This window comes from Galbitalea sp. SE-J8 (genome assembly GCF_030345695.1).
GTDB lineage: Bacteria > Actinomycetota > Actinomycetes > Actinomycetales > Microbacteriaceae > JAUASV01.
This window is the reverse complement of sequence record NZ_JAUASV010000004.1, coordinates 12153-24037: the sequence shown is the minus strand read 5'-3', so window position 1 is coordinate 24037 and position 11885 is coordinate 12153. Positions and strand designations below refer to the sequence as shown.

The window sequence follows — 11885 nt, the reverse complement described above, 5'->3', positions numbered from 1 at the left end:
ACGCTCGCGGCCATGAGCAGGCACAGCACCTCGAAGAAGAGCGGCGGCGGCTGGTTCTTCGTCGCCCTCGTCATCGGAGTGATCGCGCTCATCGGATTCGTCGACGATGACGGCGGCGGTTCGTCCGACGACGGCTACTCGTACGCGTCCACCGACGACTTCTCGTTCGAGAGCCTGCACACCGACTACGAGCTGACGGCCGACGAGTCCGGTCGCGCACGGCTCGCCGTGACCGAGACGTTCGTCGCCGACTTCCCGGACTACGACCAGAACCGGGGCATCGTCCGCGCGATCCCCGAGACCGCCGACGGTCGTTCGCTCGACGTGCACGTCGAGTCGGTGACGGATGCCGCGGACCAGCCCGTCGCCTACGAGGTCGACCACAGCGACGGCTTCACGACCGTCGCGGTCGGCACGGACGAGTACGTGCACGGCCGGACGACGTACGTCATCGCCTATCGGATGCGCGACGCCATCCACGCGCCGGTGTTCTCGGACGGCCAGGAGTTCACATTCGACGTCAACGGCACCGGCTGGAACCAGCCGTTCGGCGAGGTGTCCGCGACGCTGCACGTGGATCCGGCGCTCGCCCGCTCGGTCGACGGGCGGACCGCGTGCTTCGTCGGCGAGCAGGGGTCGAACGACCCCTGCGACATCACGCGCGAAGGCGACAGCTACTCGGTCGACGTCACCGATCTCGCCGAGCACGAGAACGTGACAGTGGTGGTCGGGTTCGCGCCCGGCACGTTCGACGTGCCGATCTCGGTGCCGCGGCTGCTCGTGTGGATCCTCGCGGCGCTCGCACTCCTCGTGCTCATCGCCGGGATCGTGGTGCGCATCCGTCGACTCGGCCCGCCGCGCGGGACGGGCATCATCGTGCCGCAGTACGCAGCGTTCCCGGGCATCGGCGTCATGGAGGCGGCCGAGCTGCTCGACGAGCGCGACCGCGCCCTGCCCGCGCTCGTGACCGAGCTCGTGGTCGCGCGCGCGGCGACGCTCGCGCGGGACGGCGACGACTACACGCTGCGGTTGACGGATGCCACGGCGCTCGACGACGAGGACAGTGCGGCCGCGCGCACCCTGTTCGGCTCGATCAAGCCGGGCACGACGGTCACGCTCGACCACGGGGACACGAAGATCGGCGACCGCGTGACGAAGCTGCTCGGCGACGCGCGGGACTCGGTGCGCGATCAGGGGCTCGTCGCCCGGCGGCACACCCGGACGAGCACGGCGTTGCGAGCGGCGGGCGCCGCCGTGGCGGGGCTCGCGGTCGTGCTCGGCGCCGTGCTCCTGGTCGGCGACTGGGGCGCGGGACTCTTCTACCTGCTGTGCGCGCTCGCGCTCGTCCTCGGCGTCGCGACGGTGATCGTGCTCGCGCCGCCGGAGCGTCCGACCGAGAAGGCCGTGCCGGCCTACGAGCACCTGCTCGGCATCCGGGACTACCTCGCGCTCGCGGAGGCGGACCGCATCCGCGTGCTGCAGAGCCCGGAGGGCGTCGAGACTCGGGCGGCGCCGACGGGCGAGCAGCTCGTGGTGCTCTACGAGAAGCTGCTGCCCTACGCGATCCTGTTCGACATCGAGGACCGATGGCGCGAGGTGCTCGGCCGCCAGTACGCGACGACGCCGACCGACATCGAGCCGGCGTTCTCGACGCTCGGAGCGGCGTCGTTCGGGCGGGCATTCGCGTCGACCGCCTTCGCGACGACGGTGGCGTCGGGCTCGTCGGGCTCGTCGTGGTCGGGCTCCGGCGGAGGCAGCTCGTTCAGCGGCTTCAGTGGCGGCGGCTTCTCGGGCGGCGGGTTCGGCGGCGGGGGCGGCGGCGGCCGCTGACCCCGCCCTCGCTCGCGCGCTCGCGCGCACCCTCCGCGCGCGCTGTCGCGCGCTCAGCGCACTCAGCGCGCACGCGCGCGCGTGAGGGGACGCATTCGGTGGGAATGGGTACGCCCATACCCGCCGAATGCGTCCCCTCAGCGGGAGCGGCTCAGTGGGCGACGGCGAGCTCGCCCGTGGGCGGTGCCGCGTGCGAGAGGGAGAGTCCCTGTGAGCGGCGGCGGAACAGCAGCGCCGTGAGCACGGCGCCGAACGCGAACAGCCCCGCGCTGCACCAGAACACCGTCGTGTAGGAGTGGATGGCGGCATCCGCTGCGAGGGTCGCGGTCTTCGCGTGCGCATCGACCCACGCCGTCGCGGCGCTCGCCGCGATCGTGTTGAGCAGCGCGGTGCCGATCGAGCCGCCGACCTGCTGCGACGTGTTCACCATCGCCGAGGCGACCCCCGCGAACGAGCGGTCGACGCCGAGCGTCGCCGACTGGAATGCGCCCGGCATCGTCGAGCCCATGCCGAAGCCGAGGATCAGGAGCGGCGGCATGATGTCGGCGACGTAGACGCTGTCGAGCGAGAGGTGCGTGAGGTAGACCATGCCGATCGTGAGCAGCGTCAGGCCGATCGGCACCATGACCTTCGGGCCGAACCGCGGCAGGAAGATGTTGTTTCCGAGCTGCGCGGCGAGCACCAGCATGAGGATCATCGGCAGGAAGCCGAGACCGGTCTGGATCGGCGAGTACCCGAGCTGCACCTGCAGGAAGTAGGTGACGAACAGGAAGATGCCGAACATGCCGGCTCCCGCGATGAGCACCGTGAGGAACGCGGCGCCGCGGTTGCGGTCGAGCACGATGCCGAGCGGGAGCAACGGATGCGACGCGCGCCGCTGCCAGAACACGAACGCGACGAGGAGCACGACCGCCGCGGCGAGCGAGATCCAGGTGAGCGGGGCATCCCATCCGTCCGTCTCGGCGTGCGAGAAGCCGAACACGATGCCGAACAGGCCGCCCGACACGAGCACGGTGCCGGGCACGTCGAGGCGCGGGCGCGCGCCCTCCCGGGTGATGGCGGGCACGAGGATCGCCGCGCCGATGAACGCGACGACGGCGATCGGCACGTTGACGTAGAGGTTCCAGCGCCAGTCGAGGTTCTCGGTCAGCACGCCGCCGAGCAGCAGGCCGACCGCGCCACCGGCGCCGGCGATCGCGCCGAAGACGCCGAACGCGCGCGAGCGCTCCTTCGGGATGGTGAACGTCGTCGTGAGCACGGCGAGCGCGGTCGGTGCGAGGAGCGCCCCGAACGCGCCCTGCAGCGCCCGCGCCGCCACGAGCAGACCGAACGTGGCCGCGGCGCCGCCGAGAGCGGATGCGCCGGCGAAGCCGACGAGGCCGATGAGGAAGGTGCGTTTGCGCCCGACGAGGTCGGACACGCGTCCGCCGAGCAGCAGCAGGCTGCCGAACGCGAGGGAGTAGGCCGTGACGATCCACTGGCGGTCTCCGTCGCTGAAGCCGAGGTCGGTCTGCGCGGAGGGGAGGGCGATGTTCACGACGGTCGCATCGAGCACGACCATGAGCTGGGCCAGGCCGACGACGACGAGCGTCAGCCACCGGCGCGAAGCGGCCGGCGCGGGGGTGATCTCTGACATGACGGGAAGCATATACGGAACTTGACAGTTCCGAAACAGACGAGTTCCTGAACTTCGCGTTACCATAACTGCGCACGAACAAGAGGAGGCCACGATGACGCAGGTCGACGAGGCAGCGCCGCGCCTCGGCCGCAAGCGCGACCCCAGCCGTGACACCGACATCCTCGATGCGACCCTCGAGGTGCTCGCCGAGACCGGCTACGAGGGCATGACGATCGACATGGTCGCCGCCCGGGCGAAGGCCGGAAAGGCCACGGTCTACCGGCGCTGGACGTCGAAGGCGGACCTCGTCATCGACGCGGTCGCGTGCATGAAGGCGGGCGTCGACCTCAACGCCCTGCCCGACACGGGCACGCTTCGTGGCGACCTCGTCGCCATGATCAAGGCGCCGGCCGTGCACGACGCGCAACGCAAGGCACGGATCATGGGCGGGCTCATCTCGCTCATCAACGACGAGCCGGGGCTCGCGGAGGCCGCGCAGCAGGCCGTCGTGCTGCCGCGCGTGGCGGCCAACCGCATCCTGTTCCAGCGCGCCATCGATCGCGGCGAGGTCCCCGCCGACATCGACGTCGACCTGCTCTCGCTCGTCTCGGTCTCGATGGTGAGCTACCGCACGCTCATGCTGCGCGAGCCGGTCGACCGCGCGTTCCTGCTGTCGATCATCGACGGCGTCATTCTGCCCGCCGTGCGCGGCTGCGCAGGGGCCTGAGCCGGCCCTCGCGCGATCCGCGCAGCGAGCTCAGCCGACCCGGTCCGCCTCGACGCCCTCCGCGGTGTCGGCCGCTGCGCGCTGCGCCGCGACCTTCTCGTGCACCTCGCGCATGTCCAGCCCGCGCACGGCTTCGATCACCTGGTCGAGGGCGGGTGCGGGCAGCGCGCCAGCCTGCGAGAACACCAGAACGCCCTCGCGGAACGCCATCAGGGTCGGGATGCTGCGGATGCCGGCCGCTCCCGAGAGCTCGCGCTCGGCTTCCGTGTCGATCTTGCCGAACGTGATGTCCGGGTTCTTCAGGCTCGCCGCGTCGTAGATCGGCGCGAACGCCTTGCACGGACCGCACCAGTCGGCCCACCAGTCGACGAGCACGATGTCGTTGCCGCCGTCGAGCACGGTCTTCTCGAAGTCGTCGGTCGTGAGGTTCACGATGGCCATGCCTCCAGCGTAGGGCGACGGATGCCGTGTGCGCTGGGTCGCGCTGGGTCGTTCTGTGTGCGCTGGGTCGCTCTGTGGCTGCTGGGCGTCGACCCGGCCGGGCGGGGCGGCATCCGGTACTTCCTGGCGTCGGACCATGACGCGATTCGGCTGCACCCTCGTGACCGAGCAGAGCGGACCGCGCGGGCTCACGACGCCGCCGTCGCGGACGAGCGGATCGGGTTCGACCTGCTCGTGTCGAGCGACACTTCTCGCCCTGGCTGACGATCCGGGCGCGCGCGCCGAGCGCGTGCGTCACGCTCGGCGCGGTCCCGGCTCGAGAACACCGCGCCCCGTCCCCCGAACAACGGATCTCACGGAGATTCCGGTCGGTCACGCGCTGGAAGCGGCCAACCGTGGGGCGTAGGCACCGAATCTCCGTGAGATCCGTTGCGGGCGGCTCGAGCTACGGGGCCGGGATCGCGTGGGCACTGGCGCGCGCGATCGAAGCGGATGCCCTTCCCGCCGTCGAGAACCCCGAGGCGTTCCGCGTGCACCTCGTCGCGATCGTCGCCCCGCTCTCCGGGCGCCCCTGGTAGGGATCTCCCGCGCTGAGCGGACGCGCGCCGACCCGTGCTGAGCTGACCCGTGCTGAGCGGACGGGCGCTGAGCGGACGCGCGCTGACCCGCGCTGAGCGGACGCGCGCTGACCCGCGCTGAGCGGACGCGCGCTGACCCGTGCTGAGCTGACCCGCGCTGAGCGCTCCCGCGCCGAACGGACGGGCATCGACGCGGATTCGAGGCGATGCTGACGGGCCTTCTCTGCCAGCAGGCGAAGGTCGCGCTGTCGGCACCCGACAAGCGTCGGCGCGACGGCATCCGGACGGTTCGTGGAGACCGACGACCGCCCGGCGCTCCCGGCGCCGCCGACGTAGCGTGGAGGCATCCCGTGATGCGACGAAGGTGACGTCATGACGCAAACCGCTCCCCGCCCGACCGCGACCGCTCAGGCCGTGGCCACCTCCACCGCGCCCGAGGCCGTGTCGATCGACGTGGCCTGGCTCGGCGACTACCTGCTCGGCGCCTGGGCCGACGAGCGCCACCACTCGCGCGCGCTCATCGCGAGCCGCCCCGATCTGCACCGCGTCGACGGTCTCGGTCTCGACGAGCATCGGGCGCGCGTGCTGCACCAGCTCGGCATCCTCGTCGACGAGGGCGTCGTGCACCGCGCGTTCCCGAAGAGCGTCGGCGGCGGCGAGAACCACGGTGGCAACATCGCGAGCTTCGAGGAGCTGCTGCTCGCCGACCCCAGCCTGCAGATCAAGTCGGGCGTGCAGTGGGGACTGTTCGGCGCGGCCGTCATGCACCTCGGCACGCGAACGCACCACGAACGGTTCCTGCCCGACATCATGAGCCTGAGGGTGCCGGGCGCGTTCGCGATGACCGAGACGGGTCACGGATCGGATGTGGCATCCGTCGGCACGACCGCGACGTACGATCCCGAGACGGCCGAGTTCGTGATCCACACGCCGTTCCGCGCTGCCTGGAAGGACTACCTCGGCAACGCCGCGCTGCACGGCACCGCGGCGGTCGTGTTCGCGCAGCTCATCACGCGGGGAGTTAACCACGGCGTGCACGCGTTCTACGTGCCGATCCGCGACGGCTCGGCCGCGTTCCTGCCCGGCGTGGGCGGCGAGGACGACGGCCTCAAGGGCGGTCTCAACGGCATCGACAACGGCCGCCTGCACTTCGATCACGTGCGCATCCCCCGCGAGAACCTGCTCAACCGTTACGGCGACGTCGCCGAGGACGGCAGCTACTCGTCGCCGATCGCGAGCCCGGGCCGCCGCTTCTTCACGATGCTCGGCACGCTCGTGCAGGGCCGCGTCTCGCTCGACGGGTCGGCGGTGCTGGCCTCGAAGGTCGCCCTGCACATCGCTATCACGTACGCGACGCAGCGACGCCAGTTCTCCGGGGCGACGGATGACGAGGTCGTGCTGCTGGACTACCAGCGCCACCAGCGCCGGCTGCTGCCGCGCCTCGCCCAGACCTACGCCATGAGCTTCGCGCACGAGACCTTCCTCACCGCGTTCGACGGCGTGTTCTCGGGTCGGACCGACACGGATGACGACCGCCAGGACCTGGAGACGATCGCCGCGGCGCTCAAGCCGCTGTCGACGTGGGCGGCCCTCGACATCCTCCAGGAGGCGCGGGAGGCGTGCGGAGGCGCGGGCTTCCTGCAGGCGAACCGCCTCACCCAGCTGCGCGCCGACCTCGACGTCTACGTGACCTTCGAGGGCGACAACAACGTGCTGCTGCAGCTCGTGGCGAAGCGCCTGCTCAGCGACTACGCGAAGCGGTTCAAGCGGGCGGATGCCGCGACCATCGCCCGCTTCGTCGCCGACCAGGTGGGTGAGAACGCCGTCAACCGATCCGGCCTGCGCCAGGTCGGACAGCGCGTCGCGGACTTCGGCTCGACGGCGCGCTCGGTGGGCTTCGTGCGCGACGCGGCCGCGCAGCGCCAGCTGCTCACGGACCGGGTGGAGACCATGGTCGCGGCGCTCGGCTCTCGCCTGCGGGCGGCCGGGAAGATGGACGCGACCGCCGCGAACGACCTGTTCAACAGCAACCAGAACGAGCTGCTCGAGGCCGCCCGGGCGCACGGCGAGCTGCTGCAGTGGGAGGCGTTCACGGCTGCCATCGAGGTGATCGAGCATCCGGGAACCAAGAAGGTGCTCACCTGGCTGCGCGACCTGTTCGGGCTCGGCCTCATCGAGCAGCACGCCGCCTGGTACCTCATCAACGGGCGTCTCTCGGCGCACCGCGCGCAGGCGATCACCGACTACATCGACGACCGTCTGCTGCCCCGCCTGCGCCCGCACGCCCTCGACCTGGTCGCCGCGTTCCAGCTCAGCCCGGAGCTGGTGCGCGCCGAGATCGCGTCGGGCGCCGAGCAGCAGCGCCAGGATGAGGCGCGCGCCTTCTACGCGAAGCAGCGCGCCGAGGGCACGGCCCCGATCCCGGAGAAGACAAGCGCCGGGAAAGCCCCGCGCCGCTGACGCTCCGTCCGCTGGTCGAGGAGCGCAGGAGCGCAACGAGTACGCGTCTCGAGACCACCCGCGCCCCCGCACCTCACCCGGCGGCGTCGAGCCCGACTTCCTTGCACGCGTCGCCGGCAACGCGGGGGAACACCGCGATCACGCCGTCGGGCGCGACGCACGGCTGGAGGGCTGGCGGATCTTGCGGCGTGACGCCGTCCGAGGAGAGCGCTCCGACTCGCCACGCCGCCTCGCACTTCGCGATGGCCTGAGCCGCCACATCCGGGTCGTGCGGCGCGCCTTCGGGTGTGCCGACCTCGACACGCTCCGCCTGCAGATCGGCCGCGCCGTAGCAGTAGGTGAGGTCGCGCCGGGCCTCGGTTGAGGCGAGCACGGCCCACCCTGTGGCCGCGCCCACCGCGATCACGGCCGCGGCACCGGCGCCCGCGATCATCGCGCGCCGACGGCGACGGTCGTCGCGTCGGGTTCGGGTCAGCATCCGTTCGCCGAGGGCGGCGAAGTCGGCGTCGTCGGGTAGAAGGTCGCTCATCGCTCGCCCTCTCTCGCCGATCCGAGAGCGGCGCGCAAGCGCACGCGCAGCCGCCCGAGCCGGTTGCGTACCGTCGCCTGGCTCACCCCCAGTCGCACCGCCGCCTCCTTGTAGGTGTAGTCCTCTGAGAGACAGAGGGCGACGATCGAGCGGTCGAGCTCGGGCAGGCCGGCGATCGCGCTCTCGAGTCGTGCGCGCAGCTCGGAGAGCGCGGCCTCGTCGTCGGGTGAGCGTCGGCGCGACTCGATGGCGTCGGGGTCATTGACGCTGTCTGTGCGACGCCGCGAGATCGAGCGGGCCCGGTTGAGCGCGAGAAAGCGGGACGTCGTCACGAGCCACGGCAGGGTCGACTCGCCGACCAGGCTGATCGCGCCCCGGCGGTGCCACATCGTGACGAACGTATCCTGCAGGATCTCCTCGGCCTCCTGTCGCGCGCGCAGCACACCGATCGCGGCCGCGTACACCGCCCGACTGTGGCGCCGGTACAGCTCGCCGAGCGCCTCACGGTCGCCATCGCGCAGGCGCTCGAAGAGCGCGCGCTCGGCGCTGTCGGCGAGCTCGGAGCGCGCGGCGGTGCGTGCCGCCGTGGACGAAGCGGCTGCGCGGGGCCCGGAGACCGCGGGGATCGGGAGGGACAGCGACGCGAGCATTGCGACCTCCTCCGGTCCGTCGTTCTCGTTCGGGGAGTGTCGCGTCGGCATCTACTCGTCTCACCCCCTGTCCGCGCTCGCAGGTCGTGCTGGAAAGGTACCCGCTGCTCACAGTGTCGCGGGCGAGGAATGCGTCTCAGATCCGTTCGAAACGCGGCGTGTCGGGCTCGAACCGTTTGACGAGACGCAGCGGACGGGCTTTCCTCGTGATCAGGACCGCCGATGAGAGCACCTGGAGGGTCAGATGAGCGCACGGCGCCTGCTCGCGATCGTGCTCTTTCTCGTCGCGCTGGTTCTCCCATCCACCGTCGCGGAACCGGCTTCGGCGGCCGACACGCTCCGCTCGTGCTGGCTGAGCGTCGACTCGGGAGCCAGCCTGTGCGTCGCCGCCGCCGAAGACTTGGTCGACGCCGTCGAGGTCGCCGGCGTGGACCTGCTCTTCGATAACGCGGCAGCTCGCGCCACCGACGGCGAGATCGCGCTCAGCACGCTGTACTCGGACACGGGTTTCGGCGGCGCCAAGCTCATCATGTCGGCCTCGGGTAGCGACTGCTCGACCGGTGCATACGGATACACATCGCTGTCCCCGTACGGCTGGGACAACCGCGCCCAATCGTTCAAGAGCTCCAACCGATGCACCACCGTGGTATTCAAGAACACCAACTATGGGGGCACGCAGTACGGCTACTACTCGAGTTCGTCGAACCTCGGCACGGCGATGAACAACCAGGCGTCGAGTTGGCGCGTGCAGTAGAGCGCAGTTCAACCAGCGTAAGGAGAGGGTGCATGTCGACAACCAACGGCTCGATCCGATACCGGCAGCATTTACGTGCTCGTCCGGGCGTAATGGCCCTACGTCTAAGAAGGCAAGAACCGCCTAGGAAACGAGCTCGACGTTCCATGAGGCCCGTTGCGATGGCGGCCGTGACTCTGGTCGTCGCAGCAGGCCTTACGGCGCTTGGTGCGACGTCTGCCGACGCGTCGACCTGTCCGTCGTCAGTGACGGTGGGAAGCGGCACATACCCGGCCGACACAAATTACCATAAGCCGTGGGCCAACGCGGACGTCAAGGTTATGACGAGGGACTTCTGCGACCAGACCAAATCGGTGAATGTACACACGGGATGGGATTGGGCGGGAGGCGGGAAGTTCCAAGTACTGGCGCCGAATGATGGCGTTGTGAAGGCGATCGGGTCGGGTGGCTCATACGGGCTGTACATGGTGATCAAATTCTCAGACACGAATTACGAGGAATTTGCCCATCTGGATCACCTTTCGAGGGCCTGGGCTATGGGCGATCCTGTCACTCGCACGCAAGTTCTGGCAGCTGCCGGGGACACCGGTGACGCGGACGGCGTGCATCTTCATCTGTCCGGCTCTGCGCATTGGGGCGGCTGGTCATGGTCAGATACACACTTTTACAACGTGCGAACCTTCCTGGATGACCACGGAGTTGATTGGGCACCTACGGAGTAGACATGAAGCACATGAATATGCGGGCATATGCCCGTCCGATCGCCGCATCCGTTGCCATTGCGGCGCTGATCGGAACACTCGTGGGGTGTCGAGGTCCCGCTCCGCTTAGTGCGCGGCCCGGGAACGAAGGCACGGCATCCGAGACGACCGCCGCGGCGCCCGAAATCGCCGGGAATTACGAATTGTGCGAATCGCTACTGTCCGCTTCGACGAGGGACGCACTGACGAGCGCGGGCCTCTACTCGTCGGGTTCCAGCTGGGAAGAGAAGGCGATCGCTGACGAACCGGTCAGCGTGAAGTACGGTGGTCTCTCGCAAGCGCGGTTTGCCGACCGCGGCGGAGTGCTATGCGCATGGGGCCCGAATCCTGGCGCCATCGGCGACCTAGCGCTCATATTTGGCTACGGCCCGATTAGTGACTGCGAAATCCCGTCCGAAAAGGCGGCACTCGTTTCCGCGGGCGCAAAGCAAATCTCGGAGGACCGCTACACGGACAACGAAGGATTTCCAGGCGGGTACGCGTTTGGTAACGGCTACTGGGCTTACGTTCAGGAACTGGGGGCAGAGCAAGTGATCGGATCGGTTGACGATGGCGGTGCTTTGCTGGACGAGATAGTCAGCAACGCGCCCGCGTTCTAAGAGGCACTCTTCGCCTGGTGTCGGGATCAACATTGATACAAAAGGAGTCGCGGAATGTGTGATGGACGCGCGAGGATTCTCATGGCGGTGGCGCTGGTCGCTGTGGTCGGAGCGACGGTCGTCTCGCCGCTCAGCGCTGAGGCTGCACCGACGAGCGCAGCAATCACCGGAAGGGTGCTGACGAACGGCGGCGCGGTGGTCAAGGGAGCGACTGTGCAGGCGAGGAGGTCCCATGGAGCCGTGACGACGACGCACACTGATAGCAAAGGGCGGTTCTACCTCACGGGATTGAAGCCCGGCACCTACGGTCTCAAGTTCAGTGATCATGTCGGGCTGAATCCGTGCGAGACGACTCCCTGTAAGAAGGGCTTAAGTCCCTACTTCACGACGGAGTGGCTGGGGGATTCCGCCACATTCGCAGGATCCACGAAGATCACGATCCGGGCTGGGGACAAGCACACAGGCGTGCGTGAACTATTCGACCATTACGCCCGACTCAGTGGCCCGGTGCTCGTCAACGGCCGATCGGCGACTGCGAAAGACGGGGTCGTGGTGACCTTGGAGACCAAGGCCGGCAAGACGATCGGCAGCCTTTTCGCGAGCAAGACATTCTTCGAGGACGTCACCAAGCCAGGAAACTATCGAATTCGGGTTAGTTCCAGAACTGATGCGTTCGCACCGTTCTATGTCACCGATCCGAGGGACGGGAATTCCGTTTTCCATCTGGACGGAATCGAGAAGATCACGGGAATAAAGATCGCCGCCTCTGCGAGCTGACGGGATGGTGCCGTCTGCGGCGCACAGGCGCCGCGGGCCGGATCCGCTCGCTATCGTTCGGGCATGACGTTCGACGACAACTCCCGGATCGACTCGAGCCACGTGCGGCGCCGCACCGGGCGCGGGGTGGCGATGGGAGGTGGCGGCGCGGCGGTCGTCGC

The 11885-nt window shown here is 69.1% G+C and carries 12 protein-coding genes; 8 read left to right on the top strand and 4 right to left on the bottom strand.

Going from position 1 to position 11885, the window contains the following annotated elements; all coding sequences use genetic code 11:
- Window positions 1–12: 12 nt before the first annotated feature.
- Window positions 13–1830: a DUF2207 family protein gene (locus QT381_RS04135; protein ID WP_289247468.1), complete on the top strand. Its 1818-nt coding sequence runs from the start codon at window positions 13–15 to the stop codon at window positions 1828–1830.
- Between the two features lie 151 nt (window positions 1831–1981).
- On the opposite strand, the gene QT381_RS04130 is transcribed toward QT381_RS04135, so the two are convergent.
- A complete protein-coding gene (locus tag QT381_RS04130; RefSeq protein ID WP_289247467.1) occupies window positions 1982–3466 on the bottom strand; it encodes an MFS transporter in 1485 nt (494 codons plus the stop codon).
- A gap of 94 nt (window positions 3467–3560) precedes the next feature.
- Here QT381_RS04130 and QT381_RS04125 point away from each other — a divergent pair, with 94 nt between their 5' ends.
- On the top strand, window positions 3561–4175 hold the full coding sequence (locus tag QT381_RS04125; protein WP_289247466.1) for a TetR/AcrR family transcriptional regulator: 615 nt from the start codon (window positions 3561–3563) through the stop codon (window positions 4173–4175).
- A 30-nt stretch (window positions 4176–4205) separates the two neighbouring features.
- Here the strand turns inward: QT381_RS04125 and QT381_RS04120 are convergent, their stop codons facing one another.
- Window positions 4206–4616: a thioredoxin family protein gene (locus QT381_RS04120; RefSeq protein WP_289247465.1), complete on the bottom strand. Its 411-nt coding sequence runs from the start codon at window positions 4614–4616 to the stop codon at window positions 4206–4208.
- Window positions 4617–5035: 419 nt separating this feature from the next.
- Here QT381_RS04120 and QT381_RS04115 point away from each other — a divergent pair, with 419 nt between their 5' ends.
- Window positions 5036–5194, top strand: coding sequence for a hypothetical protein (locus QT381_RS04115; protein WP_289247464.1), 159 nt, complete (start codon window positions 5036–5038; stop codon window positions 5192–5194).
- 372 nt (window positions 5195–5566) lie between these two features.
- Complete coding sequence (locus tag QT381_RS04110) at window positions 5567–7654, top strand: acyl-CoA dehydrogenase family protein (RefSeq protein WP_289247463.1); 2088 nt, start codon at window positions 5567–5569, stop codon at window positions 7652–7654.
- Window positions 7655–7727: 73 nt separating this feature from the next.
- Here QT381_RS04110 and QT381_RS04105 read toward each other — a convergent pair whose 3' ends face one another.
- Window positions 7728–8183: a hypothetical protein gene (locus tag QT381_RS04105; protein WP_289247462.1), complete on the bottom strand. Its 456-nt coding sequence runs from the start codon at window positions 8181–8183 to the stop codon at window positions 7728–7730.
- Window positions 8180–8833: an RNA polymerase sigma factor gene (locus QT381_RS04100; protein ID WP_289247461.1), complete on the bottom strand. Its 654-nt coding sequence runs from the start codon at window positions 8831–8833 to the stop codon at window positions 8180–8182. The genes QT381_RS04105 and QT381_RS04100 overlap by 4 nt, the downstream gene beginning before the upstream one ends.
- 244 nt (window positions 8834–9077) lie before the next feature.
- Between QT381_RS04100 and QT381_RS04095 the strand changes: the two genes are divergently transcribed.
- The 4 genes from QT381_RS04095 (at window position 9078) to QT381_RS04080 (ending at window position 11724) form a co-directional block, all read left to right on the top strand.
- Window positions 9078–9587, top strand: coding sequence for a hypothetical protein (locus tag QT381_RS04095; protein ID WP_289247460.1), 510 nt, complete (start codon window positions 9078–9080; stop codon window positions 9585–9587).
- A 170-nt stretch (window positions 9588–9757) separates the two neighbouring features.
- A complete protein-coding gene (locus tag QT381_RS04090) occupies window positions 9758–10309 on the top strand; it encodes a M23 family metallopeptidase (RefSeq protein ID WP_289247459.1) in 552 nt (183 codons plus the stop codon).
- 2 nt (window positions 10310–10311) lie between these two features.
- Complete coding sequence (locus QT381_RS04085; protein ID WP_289247458.1) at window positions 10312–10947, top strand: hypothetical protein; 636 nt, start codon at window positions 10312–10314, stop codon at window positions 10945–10947.
- Between the two features lie 81 nt (window positions 10948–11028).
- Window positions 11029–11724, top strand: coding sequence for a carboxypeptidase-like regulatory domain-containing protein (locus tag QT381_RS04080; RefSeq protein ID WP_289247457.1), 696 nt, complete (start codon window positions 11029–11031; stop codon window positions 11722–11724).
- Window positions 11725–11885 lie beyond the last annotated feature (161 nt).